18 protein-coding genes are annotated in these 18,801 nt (G+C 73.8%); 10 read left to right on the top strand and 8 right to left on the bottom strand.

What is annotated here, in order from left to right; translation table 11 throughout:
* Positions 1-14: 14 nt before the first annotated feature.
* Together D7147_RS20925 and D7147_RS20930 are read left to right on the top strand one after the other, a co-directional pair.
* Positions 15-644 (top strand): histidine phosphatase family protein, encoded by a 630-nt coding sequence (locus D7147_RS20925; protein WP_120680250.1) that lies wholly within the window; start codon positions 15-17, stop codon positions 642-644.
* Positions 645-717: 73 nt separating this feature from the next.
* The gene (locus D7147_RS20930; RefSeq protein WP_120680252.1) at positions 718-1,491 is read left to right on the top strand and encodes an enoyl-CoA hydratase/isomerase family protein; all 774 of its coding nucleotides are present in this window, start codon (positions 718-720) and stop codon (positions 1,489-1,491) included.
* Between the two features lie 75 nt (positions 1,492-1,566).
* On the opposite strand, the gene D7147_RS20935 is transcribed toward D7147_RS20930, so the two are convergent.
* From D7147_RS20935 to D7147_RS20945, 3 genes are all read right to left on the bottom strand, one after another.
* Entirely contained in the window at positions 1,567-2,010 is a 444-nt protein-coding gene (locus D7147_RS20935; protein ID WP_120680254.1) for an HNH endonuclease, read from the bottom strand.
* 307 nt (positions 2,011-2,317) lie between these two features.
* Positions 2,318-3,847: a hydroxysqualene dehydroxylase gene (locus tag D7147_RS20940; protein WP_120680256.1), complete on the bottom strand. Its 1,530-nt coding sequence runs from the start codon at positions 3,845-3,847 to the stop codon at positions 2,318-2,320.
* Positions 3,848-3,885: 38 nt separating this feature from the next.
* Positions 3,886-4,392 carry an MSMEG_6728 family protein gene (locus D7147_RS20945; protein WP_120680258.1) on the bottom strand — a complete coding sequence of 169 codons (507 nt, stop codon included), beginning with the start codon at positions 4,390-4,392 and terminating at the stop codon, positions 3,886-3,888.
* A gap of 96 nt (positions 4,393-4,488) precedes the next feature.
* Here D7147_RS20945 and D7147_RS20950 point away from each other — a divergent pair, with 96 nt between their 5' ends.
* A complete protein-coding gene (locus D7147_RS20950; RefSeq protein ID WP_233563260.1) occupies positions 4,489-6,516 on the top strand; it encodes an NAD-binding protein in 2,028 nt (675 codons plus the stop codon).
* A 34-nt stretch (positions 6,517-6,550) separates the two neighbouring features.
* Here the strand turns inward: D7147_RS20950 and D7147_RS20955 are convergent, their stop codons facing one another.
* Both D7147_RS20955 and D7147_RS20960 read right to left on the bottom strand, forming a co-directional pair.
* A complete protein-coding gene (locus D7147_RS20955) occupies positions 6,551-7,801 on the bottom strand; it encodes an APC family permease (protein ID WP_120680260.1) in 1,251 nt (416 codons plus the stop codon).
* Between the two features lie 11 nt (positions 7,802-7,812).
* Complete coding sequence (locus D7147_RS20960) at positions 7,813-8,556, bottom strand: phosphatase PAP2 family protein (protein ID WP_199716674.1); 744 nt, start codon at positions 8,554-8,556, stop codon at positions 7,813-7,815.
* A gap of 110 nt (positions 8,557-8,666) precedes the next feature.
* Between D7147_RS20960 and D7147_RS20965 the strand changes: the two genes are divergently transcribed.
* Entirely contained in the window at positions 8,667-9,878 is a 1,212-nt protein-coding gene (locus D7147_RS20965) for a DUF4032 domain-containing protein (protein ID WP_120680264.1), read from the top strand.
* A 564-nt stretch (positions 9,879-10,442) separates the two neighbouring features.
* Here the strand turns inward: D7147_RS20965 and nagA are convergent.
* Genes nagA through D7147_RS20980 form a run of 3 tightly spaced genes read right to left on the bottom strand, consistent with a single transcriptional unit; the run spans position 10,443 to position 13,416 of the window.
* On the bottom strand, positions 10,443-11,552 hold the full coding sequence (nagA, locus tag D7147_RS20970; RefSeq protein ID WP_120680266.1) for an N-acetylglucosamine-6-phosphate deacetylase: 1,110 nt from the start codon (positions 11,550-11,552) through the stop codon (positions 10,443-10,445).
* Positions 11,549-12,490 carry an ROK family protein gene (locus tag D7147_RS20975; protein ID WP_120680268.1) on the bottom strand — a complete coding sequence of 314 codons (942 nt, stop codon included), beginning with the start codon at positions 12,488-12,490 and terminating at the stop codon, positions 11,549-11,551. Before D7147_RS20975 ends, nagA begins: the two co-directional genes overlap by 4 nt.
* On the bottom strand, positions 12,487-13,416 hold the full coding sequence (locus D7147_RS20980) for an SIS domain-containing protein (RefSeq protein WP_120680270.1): 930 nt from the start codon (positions 13,414-13,416) through the stop codon (positions 12,487-12,489). The genes D7147_RS20975 and D7147_RS20980 overlap by 4 nt, the downstream gene beginning before the upstream one ends.
* A 197-nt stretch (positions 13,417-13,613) precedes the next feature.
* On the opposite strand from D7147_RS20980, the gene D7147_RS20985 reads away from it, so the two are divergent.
* The 6 genes from D7147_RS20985 (at position 13,614) to D7147_RS33140 (ending at position 18,796) form a co-directional block, all read left to right on the top strand.
* A complete protein-coding gene (locus D7147_RS20985) occupies positions 13,614-14,399 on the top strand; it encodes a DeoR/GlpR family DNA-binding transcription regulator (RefSeq protein ID WP_120680272.1) in 786 nt (261 codons plus the stop codon).
* 153 nt (positions 14,400-14,552) lie between these two features.
* Positions 14,553-15,560, top strand: coding sequence for an ATP-binding cassette domain-containing protein (locus tag D7147_RS20990; protein ID WP_120680274.1), 1,008 nt, complete (start codon positions 14,553-14,555; stop codon positions 15,558-15,560).
* Positions 15,557-16,573: an ABC transporter permease subunit gene (locus tag D7147_RS20995; protein WP_120680639.1), complete on the top strand. Its 1,017-nt coding sequence runs from the start codon at positions 15,557-15,559 to the stop codon at positions 16,571-16,573. Before D7147_RS20990 ends, D7147_RS20995 begins: the two co-directional genes overlap by 4 nt.
* Before the next feature lie 253 nt (positions 16,574-16,826).
* The gene (locus D7147_RS33130) at positions 16,827-17,354 is read left to right on the top strand and encodes a DUF3263 domain-containing protein (RefSeq protein ID WP_233563261.1); all 528 of its coding nucleotides are present in this window, start codon (positions 16,827-16,829) and stop codon (positions 17,352-17,354) included.
* Positions 17,355-17,744: 390 nt separating this feature from the next.
* Positions 17,745-18,407, top strand: coding sequence for a hypothetical protein (locus D7147_RS33135; protein WP_120680276.1), 663 nt, complete (start codon positions 17,745-17,747; stop codon positions 18,405-18,407).
* Positions 18,404-18,796, top strand: a complete 393-nt coding sequence (locus D7147_RS33140) for a phage holin family protein (protein WP_120680278.1) — start codon at positions 18,404-18,406, stop codon at positions 18,794-18,796. Before D7147_RS33135 ends, D7147_RS33140 begins: the two co-directional genes overlap by 4 nt.
* Positions 18,797-18,801: the final 5 nt, after the last annotated feature.

The raw sequence follows: 18,801 nt of genomic DNA on the forward strand, positions 1-18,801 counted from the left end.
GTGGAAGGAGCCGAATGCCGACCCGATTCCTCCTGCTGGCCCGGCACGGCGAGCAGAACCTGCCGCCGGAGACGCCGCCGGGGACCGACCCGCCGGAGGCCGGGCTCTCCGCTCGGGGCCGCCGCCAGGCCGTGCTGCTCGGCGAGCGGCTGCGCGGCGTGCCGGTCGACGCGATCCACCACGGGCCGTTGCCCCGGGCGGTGGAGACCGCCCAGTTGGTGTCGGCCGCGCTCCCCGGAGTCCCGGTGCACGCCACCGAACTCGCCGGCGACCACCTGCCGGAGGACACGCCCGCGGCCGGGCTGCCGCCCGCGTACGCCAGGCTCCTGGCCGGCTTCGACCCGGCCGAGCGGGCCGACGGGCCGAGGCTGACGGCGGCGGCGGTGCGCAGCTTCGCCGGACCGCCCGACGACGGCGACCGGTACGAGCTGCTCGTCACGCACACGTTCCTGATCGGGTGGCTGGTGCGGGACGCGCTGGACGCGCCCGGTTCACGCTGGCTGGGCCTGAACCACCACAACGCGGGGCTTACCGTCATCCGCTACCGGGCCGGCCTGCCGCCCACCCTGGTCGCGTTCAACGACGTCGCGCACCTGCCCGCCGAGCTGCGCGGCACCGGACTGCCCCCGGAGTACCGCCTGTGAGGCCAGCCGTCCACGGTCCCCGGCAGCCCCGGTTCACCGGTTGGCTAAGGTCTCTCGCACCGAGCGAGGGAGGGTGACGGTGGCGGACGCGGAACTCGTCGTCGAGGTGGCCGGGCCGGTGGCGACCTTGGTGATCCACAACCCGGCCCGGCGCAACGCGATGACCCCGGAGATGTGGCGGCAGCTCCCGCCGATCCTCGACCGGTTGGAGGCCGACCCGGCCGTCCGCGCGCTGGTGCTCACCGGCACCGGTGACACCTTCTGCGCCGGCGCGGACCTGGGCGACCTCGACGAGCTGGTGGCGGCCGGCGACGCGAGCATCGCGGTGGCCGCCGAGGAGCGGCTCGCCGAGTTCGCCAAGCCGACCGTCGCGGCGGTACGCGGCGCGTGCGTCGGCGGCGGCTGCCAGCTCGCGGTCGCCTGCGACCTGCGGATCGCCACTGTCGACGCCCGGTTCGGTGTGCCTCCAGCCCGGCTCGGGCTGGTCTACCCGGCGCCCACCACCCGGCGGCTCACCCGCCTGGTCGGCCCGTCGGCCGCGAAGTTCCTGCTCTTCACCGCCGAGCTGATCGACGCCGAGCGAGCCCTGCGGGTGGGGCTGGTCGACGAGGTGCTTCCCGAGGCGGGGCTCGACGCCCGGGTCGCCGAGCTGACCGGCGCCATCGCCGAGCGCTCGCCGATCAGCGTCGCCGCGGCGAAGGAGATCGTCGACGATCGGGCCGGCCCGGCCCGGATCGCCTGGTGGCATCGGAAGGCCGTGGAGAGCGGCGAGGCACGGGAGGGCATCGCCGCCGTCCGCGAGCGGCGTACGCCCCGCTTCGCCTGGACGCCGCCGCACCCGGACTGATCGGGAGGAGGCCGGCGGGTGCCGCGCCGGGAAGGTTCCCCGGGCGCGGCCCCCCGTTCCCGCCGGCCGGTCCACTCACCGCCCGGCCAGCGCTGCCCAGCTCGGCACGATCGGCTCGCGGCGCAGCGGCATGCCCGCCTTGGCGGGCGTACGGTCGCCCTTCTGCTGGTTGCACGGGTAGCAGGCGGCAGTCGTGTTGCGCCACGTGTTCCGGCCGCCCCGCGAGCGGGGCAGGATGTGGTCGACGGTGTCGGCCGGCCCGCCGCAGTAGGCGCAGCAGCGGCCGTCACGCCGTAACACCCCCGCCCGGGACCAGGTCGGCCCGGCGGCGAACCGCCAACGGGTCACCACGTACCGGACCAGTCGGACCACCCGGGGCATCGGGAAGACGCCGACCACCCGGTCCGGCTCGGCCTCGTGGATCTCGGCGACCCGGCGGCAGAGCATCCGGATGGCGTGCTGGATGGTGACCCGGTGCAGCGGGCCGAGGTCGGCGTTGACGACGAGGACGGCATTCACCGGAATCTCCCTCCACGGTGACGGATGGACAGCGGGCCGGAGAGCGAAAGAGCCGCCCGGTCCGGAGGCGGAACGGGCGGCTCGACGGGCGCGGGATGCGCGTCAGTCGGGTCGACCGTCCCCGGGGTCTTCGGCTCGGCAACCGTCGCCGAGCAGCCACGACGGCACGGTGGTGACGTGCGACATCGACATGGACGGCTCCCGGAGCAGCGGTTGACCTTGCGCGATCACGGTAGGTCCGCCCGGAAGACCGGGCAACGGATTTCGATCGGAGGCGAGGCCGTCGCGGGACGCGTCGACGGCACGGTCACGGTCGCCGGGCGAAGAGGCCGAGCGGCCGGATCGAGTGGACCGGCTCCGCCGCGCCGCCCTCCGCCCGCAGGATGTGGTTGGCCGCGACGATGCCCGTCGCCGCGGCGCGCTCCATCAACGCGCTGGGGAACTCCGTGGCGACGCCGTCACCGGCGAGGTAGATGCCGTCGGCGTCGGTGCGTACCCGCGGCCGCCCGGCGTGACCGCCCGGGGGAAAGGCCGGTGCCCGCGCCTCGACCCGGGCGCGCAGCTCACGGGCCGACAGCCCGGCCACCTCCGGCCAGAGCGTCGCCAGCTCGCCGCGCATCCGTTCGGCCAGCTCCGCGGCGGGCACGCCCGGCTCGCAGGCGTACGCGTGCAGCTCGATCACGCTGCCGCCGGTGCGCTCGGCCCAGCCTCGGGGCTCCCGCTCCAGCCGGTGGTAGAGCGTCACGGAGTCCAGGGTGGACTGCCGGGTGACGCCGCTGAAGACCGACCGGTCGGGGCGTACGTCCCCGTCGAACCAGTAGCGGGCCACCGTGTACGGCGGGCCGGGCGCGCCGAAGGCGGGCATGGCGGCCACCAGCCGTGGCGCCAGCTCCGCCAGCGCGGGGGAGGCGCCGACCAGCGCGGCGAGCGCCGGCGGGTCGACGGCGAGCACGACGTGCCCGGCCTCGTACCCGACGCCGTCGTCGGTCAGCACCCGCCAGCCGCCGTCGGTGCGGTGCAGCGCGCCGACCGCCGCGCCGGTCAGCACCCGCCCGCCGTGCCGTTCGACGTGCCGGGTCAACGGCGTCCAGATCGCCGTCGCATAGTCCTCGTCCGGTGCGTCGAACGCCAGCCCCTCCCCGTTGCCGAGCAGATAGAAGTGGAACTGGGCGACCAGTTCGGCGGCCGACATCTCCGACTCGTGGTTGAAGAACGAGTGCGAGAAGACCTCGAAGAGCATGGCGCGGGCCCGGTCCGGCAGCCGCAGCGAGTCGAGCAGTTCACCGGCGGTGGTGCCGTCCAGCTCGGCGTAGGTGCGCACCGGGTGGTACCCAAGCAGGGGCAGGGCGGCGTCCCGATTCATCCGCCGCAGGTCGGGCAGGCGGAGGCTGGGGCTGCGGGCCAGCAACGCGAGCAGGTTCAGCGGTGGTGCGGCGGGCAGGTCACCGAACTCCTCGGTCGGCCACCGCTCGGCGAGAATCGGATAACCGGCCACCGGACGGAGGAAACGCAGCTGGGGGTCGATCCGCCGGAGGATGGCGCGCCAGTTGTAGTACTGCCGGAAGAAGGCGTGGAAGCCGTGCTCCACCTGCTGCACCCCGTCGGCGAGCCGCTCCGGCCAGGCGCCCGCCCGGCCGCCCAGGGTGGGCGAGGACTCCAGCACGGTCACCCGCACCCCGCGCTCGGCGAGTACCACGGCCGCCGACATGCCGGCGATCCCGCCGCCCACCACCACCGCCGTGACCGGGCGCGGCACCCGGGGCGGGCCACCGCCGCCGGGGTCGACGAGGTGCCGTCGTACGCCGAGGAGCCGACCGGCCAGCCGCGACAGTGCCATCGCGTAACCTCCTCCGGCCTCGGCTGCGACGCGCTGCGTCAGGCGGGTGTGCCACCCGGGACGTCGGGGGTGAGGCAGCGGCGATCCCGGTCCGAGTCGGGCCAGACGTACTCGAGGTCGACCGGGACGTCACCGAAGAGCGGGCGGTAGTGCTCCGGGTCCTTCCGTACCAGCGACGAACGGTGGCTCAGGTGCAGGTCCTCCCGGCCCAGCCAGGGCGGCAGCTCACCGGCGGCGGCCAGCTCCGCCTGGGCCCGTACCGTCCCGATGCCGCAGGCGGCGGCGAGGTCGCGGGTCATCGTCACGGCACAGGTGTCGGCCCGTCCCGGCTCGACCCAGACGGCGCACATGTCCAGCCCGTACCGGGTCAGCGCCTCCTCGTACCCCGCCCACATCTTCACCGCGGGATGGTTGCGCCACCCGTACGTCGGCCAGGTCAGCCCGCGCAGCACCTGGATCGTCTCCACCCGCTGCTTGCCCAGCCGCTTCTGGTCCAGCGTGCGGGCGCTGGCCAGGAAGTCCGGGTACGGGAGGAAGGTCTGCATGGCTGCTGTTCTACCCGCACCCATCGACGCCATGCCTGCACCACGCGCCAACCGGATGCTCTCGCCCAGCAAGGTCGTCCTTACTACGATCCGGGCATGGGGGAGCCGTGGCGGGACCGGGCGCGACGGGCGGTCGAGTGGAACTGGCGGCTGCGGCCCGCCGGTGATCCCCGCCCGCACTACGTCATCTGCGGGCGTGACTCGCTCGCGTACTACGTGGCGAAAGCGCTGCTGGAGAGCGACCTGCCCGCCGGCGGCGCGCGGGTGACGGTGGTCGTGCCCGAGCGGCACCGGTCCAACGGGGCCGACGTGGCGACGCTGCGGGGCGTCCGGGTCGTCCGCTCCGACCGGCTCGACGAGGCGACGTTCCGCGCCGCGAACCTGGCGGGGGCCGCCGGGCTCGCCCTGCTGCACCAGGACGACGTCGGCAACCTGCACGCCGCGCTCTGCGCCCAGGCCGTCGACAAGCACGTCCGGCAGGTGCTGCGGATGTTCAACGGCACCCTCGCCGACGGCGTCCGTACCCTGCTCCAAGCGCCGGTGGAGGTGCTCTCCGACGCCGAGATGGCCGCGCCGGCGTTCGTGGCGGCGGCGCTCGGCGAGGTCGACCCCACGCACTTCCAGCACCGCGGCCGTACCCTGCGGGTCGCCCGGCGGGCGGATGTGCGGGAGCAGGACGTGGCCTGCGGGCTGGCCGACCGGCGCGACCCGCAGAGGGTGCTGCTGCTGCCGTCCGACCCGGCGACCGCCGATCTGGTGCTCGCCGAGGCGACGGGGCAGCCACCCAGCACCGAGGTCGCGGCGCGGAAGCTGGTCCGGGCCAGGCGGCGGCGGAGACCGTTCGCGGTGCTGCTGCGGGCGGTACGCGGCTTCGCCACCCGCAAGATCGGCATCGCGACGATGCTCCTGCTCGCGGTCGTCGTCGTGCTCGGCGCGCTGATCGCCCAGGCGGAGGGGGTCTCGCCCGCGGAGGCGCTGTACGTCACCCTGGTCACCACGCTCAGCGGTGCCGACCCGGACACCAACAAGTCGGCCGACGCCCAGGTGATGCAGGTCGTGCTGAACCTGGCCGGGCTGGCCCTGATCCCGCTGATCACCGCCGTCGTGGTGGAGGGGATCGTGAACGCCCGGCTGGCCCTGCACACCGGCCGGCTCCAGCCGCACCGCTCCGGTCACGTGGTGGTGGTCGGCCTCGGCAACGTCGGTACCCGGGTGATGGCGCAGCTGCGCGAGTACGACGTCGAGGTCGTCGCCATCGACAAGAACCCGGAGCCGCGCGGCGGTACGCTCGCCCGCCAGCTGGAGGTGCCGCTGATCGTCGGCGACGCCGCGCAGCCGGAGACGTTGGAGGCCGCCTCGGTGGCCGACTGCCAGGCGTTGGTGATCGTGTCGACCGACGACGTGGCCAACCTGGAGGCGGCGCTCGCCGCGCGGGAGACCCGGGCCGAGCTGCGGGTGGTGCTGCGGCTCTTCGAGAACGACTTCGCCGAGCGGGTCGAGGAGGCGTTCGGTCTCGGTGCCTCCCGGTCGGTCTCCTACCTGGCCGCGCCGGCGTTCACCGGCGCGCTGACCGAACGGGCGGTCATCGCCACGATTCCGGTCGGGCGGCACGCGCTGCCCGTGGCCGAGGTGCCCGTCGCCGCCGGATCGGAGCTCGACGGGCGGCCGCTCTCCGTCGTCTCCCAGGAGGGGCAGGTGCGGTTGATCGCCCGTACGCCGGCCGGTGGCGCGCGGACGATCTGGTGGAAGGACCTCGACCCCCGACAGGTGATCTTCGCGGGCGACCGGCTGACGGTGGTCGCTCGCCGTGCCGGGCTGGACTGGCTCACCCGGCACTGCGCCCCGCCGGCTCCGGCCGCGGGTGACGGCCTGCCCGCCTCCCGGGTGGGCGCGCTGCCCCGTGCCGCCGCGCCGACTCCTGGCCCCCCGCCGGCTGCCGGCCGCCCGCCGGCTACGGCTGTCCCGCCGGTCCCCGGCGGGCAGGTTCCCGGGCCGGTCGGCGCCCCGTCGCGCGCGGAGCCGTCCGTGCCGGAGCAGCCGCCCGGCGACCAGTCGGGGCCGCCCCGTATGGCCACCGATGGCGGCCGGCCGACGCCGCCCGGTCAGCCCACCCCGCCCCGTTGATCGAGAACCTGTCGCCGGGGTGTCCGCGGCGACTTCATGATCGACGGAGAGTTGGGGAGCGGCGGAGCGCGTACCAGGCGGCGCCCGCGGCGAGCACCGCGAAGCCGACGACGACGCTGGTCAGCGGCAGGTTGGCGGCGAGCAGCAGGCAGCCGGCGAGCCCCAGCGCGGCGAGTGTCCGGACCGGCAACCGGCGGCCCGGGTCGCGGCCGAGGGTGAGCGCCGCCGCATTGGTGATCGCGTAGTAGACCAGCACCGTGCAGCTGGAGAAGCCGATCGCGTGGCGGACGTCGGCGACCAGCACCACCAGGATCACCACCGCGGCGACCGTCAACTCGGCCCGGTGCGGCACCCGGTGCCGGGGGTGCACGGCGGCCAGCGCCGCCGGCACGTCCCGGCGGCGAGCCATCGCCAGCAGGGTGCGACCCACCCCGGCGAGCAGCGAGAGCAGCACGCCGGTGACCGCGACGGTGGCCCCCGCGCGGACCACCCAGGCGAGTTCCGGCAGCCCGGCCGTCGTCACCACGTCCGCCAGGGGCGCTGCGGAGCCGGCCAGCCGGTCCGCGCCCAGCACGCCGAGCGCGACGACGGCGAGCACCAGGTAGCTGCCCAGCACGAGGCCGAGCGCGATCGGCACCGCCCGGGGAATGGTCCGCTCCGGGTCGCGCACCTCCTCACCGAGGGTGGCGATCCGGGCGTACCCGGCGAAGGCGAAGAAGAGCAGACCGGCGGCGGTGAGCACACCTCGACCGGCGCCCCCGGCGTCGGCCAGCCGGTCCAGCTCGACCGGCCCGCCGACCACACCGGCGACCGCGACCAGCGTCAGCACCGCGAGCACCAGCGCGACCAGCGCCTTCGTCACGGTCGCGGTCTTGCCGATGCCGCGCAGGTTCACCCCGGTCACCGCGAGCACGGCGGCGACCGCGACCAGCCGGGCCTGCTCCGGCCAGAGGTACGCCCCGATGGTCAGCGCCATCGCCGCGCAACTCGCCGTCTTGCCGACCACGAAACCCCAGCCGGCCACGAACCCGGCGAACAGGCCCAGCCGCTCCCGGCCGTAGACGTACGTGCCGCCGGACTCCGGGTAGCGGGCGGCCAGCCGGGCGGAGCTGGTCGCGTTGCAGAAGGCGATGAAACCGGCCAGCACCAGGGCGGGGAGCAGCCCGGCACCGCCGGACGCCGCCGTCGCCGGGCCGAAGACCACGAAGACACCCGCGCCGAGCATCGACCCGAGGCCGATGAGCACCGCCTCGGGTACGCCCAGCCGGCGCTCCAGTTGGCTCACGGCGGGCGAGGCTACGGGCCGGAGGTGAACAATCGGGTGCGCTCCGACCAGAGCGGGCGCCCCGGCAGCGGTACGTCGTCCCACGGCACCCGGTGCAGCAGCCGATCCAGGAACAGGCCGAGCAACAGCCCGGCCACCGAGTCGGTGAGCCAGTGCCAACCCAGGTAGGTGGTGGTGGAGAGCACGATCAGTGGCGGGAGCACCCGGATCGCGAGGACGAGCCGGGGTGGGACGGTACGCCCGTAGCTGCGCAGCAGCGGGGCGAGCAGCAGCGCCAGCACGCCGTACCAGACGATCGCGTTGGCCACGTGGCCGGACGGGTACGACTGGGCGAAGCGCACCGGCAGGTGCTCCTGGAAGAGCGGCAGGGTCTGCTCGGGCGACAGGAACGGCTCCTTGATGCTGGCGCTCGGCGCCGGGCGGGCCGTCCACACCTTGAGCGGCCCGATGGTCAGGTAGGTGAGCACGAACGCGACGACCGCCGGCAGGACCGGCCGGATCGAGCGGGTCCGGACCGCCAGCAGCACCCCCAGCCCGGCCGCGATCAGGGTCAGCGGGGTGCCCTGGCCGAGCAGGTTCAACACCCGGGCCACCCAGTACGCCACCGGCGGGCGATGCGCCTGCGCCCAGTCCGCCACCGCCCGGTCGACGTCGAAGAGGTGGTGCGCGGTGAGCGCGACGGTCAGGCCGACGAGGGCGGCGAGCAGCAGCACGTCGTACCACCAGCCGGCCGGCCGCACCGGCCGCAGCCGCACCGGTTCGCGTACCCCTGCGGTGTTGCGCATCCGCCCACGCTACCGGGCGGTGCTGTGGGCCCAACCACGATGGGAAGCGTTGCGCGGATGGAGCAGTCACACTTGTCCGCGTGCGGATCACGTCTGCTCTCGTGGACCCGGCGCTGCTCGACCTTCCGTGGTCGACCCCGCTGGAGGAGTGGCCTGCCCAGCACCTGGTGGCGCTGCCGCAGGGCATCTCCCGGCACATCGTCCGCTTTGTCCGGCTCGGCGAGTACGTCTACGCGTTCAAGGAGACCCGCGAGCGGATCGCCGAACGCGAGTACGACCTGCTCCGCGCGCTGGAGCGGATCGATTTCCCGGCGGTGGAGGCGGTCGCGATCGTCGCGGACCGGCAGACCGACGACGGTGAACCCCTCGAATCGGTACTGATCACCCGGCACCTGCAGTTCTCGCTGCCGTACCGGGCGCTCTTCTCGCACACACTGCGGCCGGAGACGATGAGCCGGCTGCTCGACGCGCTCGCCGCCCTGATCGTGCGGATGCACCTGACCGGCTTCTTCTGGGGCGACTGCTCGCTCTCCAACACCCTGTTCCGACGGGACGCCGGGGCGTTCGCGGCGTACCTCGTCGACGCGGAGACCGGGGCGCTGCGCACGTCGCTCTCCAACGGTCAGCGCGGCGAGGACCTGGAGATCGCCCGGGTCAACATCTTCGGTGAGGCGCTGGACCTGCAGGCCGCCGGGTTGCTGCACGAGTCGATCGACCCGGAGGTGGTCTCCGAGGAGGTGGTGCAGCGCTACGAGCGGCTCTGGCACGAGATCACCTACGAGCAGCAGGTCGAGCGGGAGGCGCGGCACGACATCGAGAGCCGGATCCGCCGCCTCAACGAGCTGGGCTTCGACGTCGCCGAGGTGGCCATGTCGACCATCGCCGACGGGCGCTACCTGGTCCGCCCGAAGGTCGTCGACGCCGGCTATCACACCCGCCGGCTGCTGCGCCTGACCGGCCTGGACGCCGAGGAGAACCAGGCCCGCAAGCTCCTCAACGACCTGGACGCCTACCGGGCCGAGAGCGACCTCAGCGACGAGCAGCAGGCCGCGCACCGCTGGTTGACCGAGGTCTTCGAGCCGGTGGTGCGGGCGGTCCCGGCCGACCTGCGCCGCAAGCTGGAGCCGCAGGAGCTCTTCACGCAGATCATCGAGCACAAGTGGCTGCTCTCCGAGCGGGCCGGTCGCGACGTCGGCATGGCCCCCGCCGTGCAGTCGTACCTCTCGGACGTGCTCGTGCACCGCCCCGACGAGCAGTCCGTCCTCGGCGTCGAGATCCCCGCCGCCGGCTGACGGACTCCGCCCGGCCCGCGGCCGTGGCCGGCTTGCCGGTGCGTGGGTTGCTGGGGAATTGGTTGCGGGTCCGCGGTTGCCGGTGCGCGGGCGTTGGGGATTGGTTGCCGGCCCGCGGGTCGCTGGCGGGCGGGTCGCTGGAGGATAGGTTGCTGGTTCGGACACTTTAGAGCTGATGACGCAGACGAGTCAGGCGTCCTCGGACTGCCGGACGCGGTGAGCGGATGCAGTGCCCGCACGCGGTGTTCAGATGCGGTGCCCGGGGCGCGGTGCTCGGACGCAATGCCCGTGCGCTGCCCCGGGCGCGGTGCTCCGGCGCGGTGCTCGGATGCGGTGCCCGTGCGCGATGCGCAGACGCAATGCCCGCGCGCTGCCCGCGCGGGGTGCCCGGATGCGGTCGAGAGGGCATCGGTGATGACGCGAACTGCTCAGCTCTAAAGCGAGCACAGGACAGGGGTCGACCTCCGGTCGAGCTGCCCACGGGCCGGGGCGCCGGCAGCGGGCAAGCCCTGCGGGGAGCGGGCAAGCCCTGCCGGGAGCGGGTCAGCGTGGGTCAGCGCGGGGTCAGTCCTGCCAGGCGCCGGCCCGCAGCACCCGGACCACGTTGAGGTCCTCGTCGAGCATGAGCAGGTCCGCGCGGAGCCCCACCTGGAGGGCGCCGACCTGGTCGCCGAGGCCGATCGCGCGGGCCGGCGTGGTCGCGACCATCCGGGTGGCGTCCGCCATCGGGATACCGGCGGCCACGGCGTGTCGCAGGGCCTCGTCCATGGTCAGCGTGCTGCCCGCGATCGCGCCGTCGCGGGCGAGTCGGGCCACGCCGTCGGCGACGGTGACCGCCTGGCCACCCAGCTCGTACTCGCCGTCGGGCATCCCGGCGGCGGCCATCGCGTCGGTGATCAGGGCGGACCGCTCGGGCCCGGCCACCGAGGAGGCGAAGGTGAGCATCCCGTCGTGCAGGTGCACACCGTCGGCGACCAGCTCGCACACCACGTTCGGGGCGTCCAGCAGCGCGGTCACCGGGCCGGGCTCGCGGTGGTGCACCGGTCGCATCCCGTTGAACAGGTGGGTGCCGACGCTCGCGCCCGCCGCGATGGCCGCGCGGGTCTCGTCGTACGTGGCGTCGGTGTGGCCCACCGCGGCGACCACCCGGTGCGCGGTGAGCAGCTTCACCGCCTCCAGCGCGCCGTTGCGCTCCGGGGCGATCGTCATCATCCGGATGGCGGGTCCACCCAGCTCGATCAGCTCGGCCAGCTCGTCGGGGGACGGGTCCCGGAGGTACTCCGGGTTCTGGGCGCCGCACCGGGCCGCCGAGAGGTACGGCCCCTCGAAGTGGATGCCGGCGAGCACCCCTTCCTGTACGAGCGGGCGGAACGCTGCGGTGGCCGACCGCATCAGCTCGAACGGGGAACTGACCAGGCTGGCCAGCAGCGTCGTGGTGCCGTGTCGCAGATGGAACGCGGCGGCCTGCCGGGCCTGGTCGGCGTCTCCCGTGGTGAAGGTGTGCCCGCCGCCGCCGTGGGTGTGCATGTCCACGAAGCCGGGCAGGATCCAGTGTCCGTCCCGGACCGACGGGTACTCGGCCACCGCGGTGATGCGCTCGCCGTCCCACTCGACGCAGCCCTGCCGGATCACACCCGCCGGGGTCACCACCTTGCCGCTGACCCGCTCAGTCATGGCGCCTCCAAGGTTGTCGGGACGCCACGGTGGGCGTCGAGGGCGAGCAGGGCGGCGCCGAGGCAGCCGGCCTCGTCGCCGAGGGCCGCCGCGACCAGGCGCGGCTCCCGGTGGAAGGTCATCCGTTCGTGCAGCGCCGCCCGGAGCGGGTCGAGCAGTTGCGCGCCGGCCTGCGCCAGCCCGCCGCCGACCACGATCGTGGCGACGTCGAAGAGCGCCTGGGCAGTGGCGAACCCGTCGGCCAGCGCCTCGACCGTCTCCCGCCAGACCTGCGCCGCGACCGGTTCACCCGCGGCCGCCCGCTCGCCGACCTGGGCCGCCGTGGCCGGCGTACCGGCGAGCTCCTCGTACCGGCGGCCGACCGCCGAGGCCGAGGCGACGGCCTCCAGGCAGCCGAGCCGGCCACAGCCGCAGCGGGGCCCGCCCGGCCGGACCAGGATGTGCCCGAACTCGCCGGCCGCGCCGTGCGCTCCGAGGCTCGCCGAGCCGTCGACCACATGCGCCGCCGCGATGCCGGTGCCGATCGCGACGAAGAGGACGTGTCCGGCGCCCCGGCCGGCGCCGAGCCGGGCCTCGGCGATCCCGCCGGCCCGCACGTCGTGGCCGAGCGTCGCGGGCAGGCCGAGCCGCGCCACCGCCAGATCCCGCAGCGGTACGTTCCGGAAGCCGACGTTGGCCGACCAGACCGCCACCCCGCGGGCCTCGTCGACGATGCCCGGTACGGCGACGCCGAGCGCGACGGGCGTGAGGCCGTCGGCGCGCGCCTTACCGGCCAGCCCCTCCGCGACGTCCAGGATGGTGTCGACGACAGCTGCCGGGCCCCGTGCGGCGGCCGTCGGGTGCCGTTCGGTGTGCACGGTGGCGCCGTCCGGGCGGACCAGGGCGCACTTGATGCCGGTCCCGCCGACGTCGAGCGCGACGACGACGTCACCGTTCACGCGAGCACCACGGACCTGGTGAGATGCCGGGGGGCGTCCGGGTCGAGGCCGCGGCTCGTGGCGAGGGCGACCGCGAACCGCTGGGCCAGGATCAGGTCGGCCATCGGGTCGACCGGGTTCCGCCCCGCCGACCAGCTGCCGAGCACCGTACGGCAGCCGTGGGTGCGGCTGTGCACGAACGCCGCGCCGGTCGCGGCGACGTCCTCCGGCAACCCGTCGGGGAGGGCGCCGAACGCCCAGACCAGCCGGCCGGGGGCGGCGATCGAGATCGGGCCGTGCCGGTAGTCCATGGCCGGGTACGCCTCGGCCCAGAAGGTGGCCGCCTCGCGGCACTTCAGCGCGGCCTCCTCGGCGAGGCCGACCGTCCAACCCCGACCGAGGAAGGTGACCTGCTCGATGCTGCTGGGATCGATCGGCAGCGGAGCCCGGACGGCGACCTCGGCGTCGGCGGCGAGCGCGTCGAGGTTCTCGCCCAGGTGGGCGCGGAGCAGGGCCAGCGCCGTGGTCGCGAACCGGGTCTGCACCACCGAGCGCTCGTCGGCGAACGGCATGAGGATGGCGGCGTCGGCGAGCGGGACGGCCGGGGAGTCCGGGTCGCCGACGATGACCGTCGTGCGGGTACGCCCGCGGAGCGCCTCGAACAGCTCCACCACCTCGGTGGTGGTGCCGGAGCGGGTGATGCCGATCAGCCGGTCGTAGTGGCGGCCGGTCGGGAACTCCGAGGCCTGGAAGGCGTCCGTCTCGCCCTGGCCGGCCTGCTCACGCAGCGCCGCGTACGCCATGGCCATGAACCACGACGTGCCGCAACCCACGACGGCGACCCGCTCACCGGGCGCCGGCAGGTCGGCGCGGGCCTCGTTGGCCAACTCCGCGGCCCTCCGCCAGCAGTCGGGCTGGCTCGCGATCTCCGCGTCGACGTACGCCATGAGAGCTCCTCGCAGGAGGTGGCCGTGCGCAATAGGGCTCATTACGCCCGTCTTTCGCGCGTCATTCTGCGCGAAACCGGGTGGCTGTGGCAACCGGTACCCGGATCGAGCAGGTCAATGTTTTGCGCCTGGGTAGTTTCGCGCACTACTGTGCACGCAATCAATCACCGAAGGTGCAGTCGCAGGAGGGCCCCCAGGTGGACCGGTACGCCAGATGGAACGCCCTGCTCGAGATGCTGACCGAGGACGGCCGGGTCAGCGTCGAGGAGGCGGCCGAGCGGCTGGACGTCTCCCAGGCGACCATCCGGCGGGACTTCGACCAGCTCGCCCAGCAGCAGATGATCACCCGTACCCGTGGTGGCGCGGTGGCCAACGGGGTCTCGTACGACCTGCCGCTGCGCTACAAGACCGCGAAGCACTCGGCGGAGAAGCAGCGGATCGGGGCCGCCGCGGCGGCGCTGGTCGTGCCCGGCACGGTGGTCGGCCTCAACGGCGGCACCACCAGCACCGAGGTGGCCCGCGCCCTGGCCGTACGACCGGACCTGAACACCAACACCGACGGCGCCCAGTTGACCGTCGTGACGAACGCGCTGAACATCGCCAACGAACTGCTGGTCCGCTCCCGGATGAAGGTCGTGGTGGCCGGCGGCGTGGTCCGGCCGAAGTCGTTCGAGCTGGTCGGCCCCCTCGGTGGGGCGTTGCTGCGCGAGGTGACCCTCGACATCGCCCTGCTCGGCGTGGACGCGATCGACCCGCAGCTCGGTGCCGCCGCCCACCACGAGGGCGAGGCGGCGATGAACAGCCTGATGGTGGCCCGGGCCAAACGAGTGGTGATCATCGCTGACTCGTCCAAGTTGGGTGGTCACGCGTTCGCCCGGATCTGTTCGGTGGACCGGGTGGAGACCCTCGTCACCGACTCCGGCGCCGACCCCGCGGTGGTCGAGGCGTTCCGTCTCTCGGGCGTGCAGGTCGTCTGCGCCTGACCTGCGGAAAGGGTCGTCTTTTCGGGCACCGGCGACGGTCGGGGAGCCACTCCTGAACCCCTGGTCGGCGCGTCGGTGCATACCGCGTATTGCGCGGCCGTGCATACCGCGTATGGTGTCCGCTGTCACGCCCACCATCGGGGGAGGTGCAGCTTGCCAGCTGTCCTGGAGATCGAAGGTCTACGGAAGACCTACAAGAGCCGTCGGCGCGGTACCCGCAACGCGCTGGACGGTTTCGACATGCGGGTGGAGGCCGGGCAGGTGCACGGCTTCCTCGGCCCCAACGGGTCGGGCAAGACCACGACCCTGCGTACGCTGCTCGGTCTGATCCGGCCCGACGGCGGACGGATGTCCATCCTCGGCCACCAGGTGCCCGAGGCGCTCCCGGTCGTCGCCGGACAGGTCGGCGCGATCGTGGAGAGCCCGCAGTTCTTTCCGCACTTCACCGCCCGGGACACGCTCTCCCTGCTGGCGTCCGCCGGCGACGTGCCGGCGAACCGGGTCGACGAGGTGCTGGAGCTGGTCGGGCTCCGCGACCGGGCCGGCGAGCGGGTCAAGACCTACTCGCTCGGCATGAAGCAGCGGCTCGCGGTCGCCTCGGCCCTGCTCAAGAACCCGAAGCTGCTGATCCTGGACGAGCCGGCCAACGGCCTCGACCCGGGCGGCATCCGGGAGATGCGTACGCTCACCCGCAACCTCGCCGAATCCGGCATGACGGTGGTGCTGTCCAGCCACATCCTCGGCGAGATCCAGCTGATCTGCGACTCGGTCACCATCATCTCGCTGGGCCGCCGGGTCGCGTTCGGTCCGGTCGACGAGGTGCTGGCGCAGCACTCCTCCGGTGCGGTGCGGGTACGCCTGGAGGCCGTGACCGACCTGCCGGCCGCCGCCGACGCGCTCACCCGCTCGGGGATCCGCGTCACCGGGCAGGACGACCACCTGATGCTCGCCGGGGTCGACAAGCCGGCCGCGGTGACCCGCATCCTCGCCGAGCAGGGTCTCTACGTCAGCGAGCTCTCGCCGGTGACCGTCGACCTGGAGAGCGTCTTCCTCGAACTGACCGCCACCGCGCCCGTTCCGGGCCAGCACCGGCAGGTCGACCAGTCCTTGAAGGTCGGTGGGCCGGAGTCCGGTGCCACCGGAGGGGGGTGGGGGGCGTGAGCCTCTACCGTACGGAGTTGCGCCGGCTGACCAAGCGGCGATTCACCCGCTACATGACGCTGCTCGGCCTGCTGGTGCTCGTCGCCGTGGTGCTCGGGACGTTCTTCACCAACCAGAAGCTCGACGCCGACGCCGTGGCCGGCGCCGAGCGCCAGGCCGACCGGCAGTACCAGGAGCAGGTCCGCTGGAGCGAGCAGGAGCGGGCCGCCTGTGAGGCGGCCAAGGCGGCCGGTACGCCGAACGACGGCCGCTACCCCGACGATTGTTCGATGATCACCGCGCCTCCGCGCGAGGCGATCGAGGCCTCGTGGTTCCTGCCGTCCACCTTCAACTTCCGGGAGACGTTCCCGGAGACGCTGATCCCGTTCGCGGCGATCCTGGCCCTGGTCGGCTTCGTGATCGGCGCGTCCTTCGTCGGCGCCGAGTGGAGCAGCGGCGGGATGATGAATCTCCTGCTGTGGCGGCCCAAGCGGCTGACCGTACTGCTGACCAAGCTCGCGGCGCTGCTCACCGGGATGCTCGCGGTGACCCTGCCCGCCGCGGTGGCGTGGTTCGCCGGGTTCTGGCTGGTCGCCACGTTCCGTGGCACTACCGAGAAGGTGACCAGCGGGGTGTGGCAGTCAGTCACCCTGACCGGGCTGCGCGCCGTGGTGCTGGTGCTGGTCGTCACCACGGTGGGCTTCGCCCTGGCCTCGCTGGGACGGCACACCGCGATGGCCCTCGGCGGCGTGGTCGCGGTGGCGGTGGTCGGCCAGTTCGGGCTGGGCATCCTGCTGGAGATGGCGAACGTCCGGTTCCCGCAGGTCTGGCTGCTGCCGACGTACGTGCTCGCCTGGATGCAGAAGAAGGTGACGCTGCAAGACTGGGAGTCGTGCAACGCCACGGTCTTCGGGGAGTGCAAGCCCGAGACGTTCGACATCACCTGGCAGCAGTCGTCGGTGCTGCTGGTGGTGGGCGTCGCGGCCGTCCTCGGCGCGGCGCTCTGGGCGATGCGTCGCCGCGACATCTCCTGATGTCGAGCCGCGACTGAGGACGTCGACCGCGGTCCTGAACTCCGCTGTCGAGCACCGGCGAGGGCCGTCCACCGGGGAGACCCGATGGGCGGCCCTGTCGCTCGGGCGAGCCTTGTGAAACGGACCCTGGTCGCTGCTGCGCGACCAGTGCGTCGATGGCCCGAAGCGCCGGATGCGACGGGCGTCCGCCCTGGTTAGGCTGGTGTCCCCGGTCGGCTGTCCCCGCTGCCGGCCCGTCCGACCGAGGAGCGCCATGCAGCCTGCCGACGCCGCCCCGGCCGCCGCCGAGCCGCCCACGACCACTCCCGCGGAGTCCGCCGACACCGCACGGACCCCCGCTCCCCGTACCGGCGAACAGGTGACCGAAGCCGCGTCCCGAGTGACGTCCCGGCCCGTGCCACCGCCCCGGCCCGCGCCCGCAGTGGAGGCCGTTCCCGGTGACAGCACCAGCACTGTTGCTGGCGACGTCGTCGAGGAGGACGGCGCGGCGGCGACGGCGCAGGCCGCGGCGGAGACCGTCGGCCCGACGGCGGACGCGGCCCGGACGGCGGCCGGGCTCACCGAGCGTGAGCAGGCGATTCTCGCGTTCGAGCAGCAGTGGTGGCGGCACGCCGGGGCGAAGGAGCAGGCGATCCGGGACGTCTTCGGTCTCTCGGCGACCCGCTACTACCAGCTGCTCAACGGGCTGCTCGACAACCCGGCCGCGCTCGCCGCCGAGCCGGTGCTCATCGGTCGGCTGCGCCGCCTGCGCTCCTCCCGGGCCCGGAACCGTCGCCGCTGACGCCCCGGGAACCAGTTCGAGCCGCTGCGGCCACCCAGCAGCGAGGACCGGGGCCGCCTCGTCCTCGATGTCGCGGGTGACCGGCTCGGCCCCACGACTGCCCGGCAGAGGCGGCACGTACCCCGATCACGACCTGGGGTCGACGTCCCGTCTCGCCCTGCCGGGGGATCCGCCCGGCTGCGCGCCTCCGGTCACCCCGTCGGGGATGGCCCCGCTCGTCCGATCGTGCCCGTCGATCGTCCGGCCCGCCGAGCCGGCCTGGTCTGGCCGGATCCCGGCCCCGCCGACGCCACCACCGGTCGGTGACCAACGAATGTCGCCGGACCCGACGGGTAGGCGGCAGACGTCCCGGGTTCGACCGTGGCCGGGGGCAGAGGAAGGGAGCGTGTGATGACGGCGATCAACAGGAACAGACCGCCGGACAGCACCACCGGGCAGGCCCGCCAGCAGGCCTCCCGGGTCGGTCACTCGACCGCGCAGGCCGGCAGCCAGGTCGGTCACGCCATGGCCGAGCAGGGCCGCGAAGTGACCGCACAGGCGCGCCAGCAGGTGCGGAACCTGGGCGGCGAGGCCGGCTCGCAGCTGCGTGACCAGGCCGAGTCGCAGAAGCACCGAGCCGCCGACGGGTTGCGTGGTCTCGGCCGCGACCTCGACTCGATGGCGCAGGGCAGTGAGTCGCAGCTCGCCGGTGAGGCCGTCCGCCGGGCGGCGGACGTGGCGCAGCGGGCTGCCGGATGGCTCGACGAGAACGAACCCGCCGACGTGCTGCACGAGGTACGCGGGTACGCCCGCCGGCATCCGGGCGTGTTCCTGGCCGGTGCGGCGGTTACCGGACTGCTCTTCGGCCGGTTCGTCCGGAACATGGGTTCGTCCGGCAACGGGCGGCGCCCGGGTGGCCAGCTGAACCAGCCGACGGAAGCCGGCCGGTACCAGCAGCAGGTCGGCACACCGTACGAGGCAGCGGGCCCGTACGCCGGGATGCAGCGGGCACAGAACATCTCGCCCGACGGCCGGCGCCAGGACCCGGGGATCTCCGGCGGGGTGGCACCGTGAGCGCCCCGGTGACGGAGCGCACCCAGTCGGTCGGCGACCTGCTGGGTGACGTGACCCGCGACATGTCCACCCTGCTCCGTCAGGAGGTGGACCTCGCCAAGGCGGAACTGCGCGAGGAGGCCGTCCAGGCCGGTAAGGCCGGCGGCATGTTCGGGGGCGCGGCGCTGGCCGGCTTCCTGACGGTGCTGTTCCTCTCGTACGCGGCCTGGTGGGGTCTGTCGAACGTGATGGACCAGGGCTGGGCCGCGCTTATCGTGGCGGCCTTCTGGGCGGTGGTCACCGCCATCACGGCTGTGGTCGGGCGGTCGAAGCTCAAGCAGCTCCGTGAGGTGCTGCCGCGGACGCAGCAGACCGCACGGCAGGTGCCGGACGCGTTGCGCGGCCGGTGATCCGG

The organism is Micromonospora musae, from assembly GCF_003626545.1.
GTDB classification, from domain to species: domain Bacteria; phylum Actinomycetota; class Actinomycetes; order Mycobacteriales; family Micromonosporaceae; genus Micromonospora; species Micromonospora musae.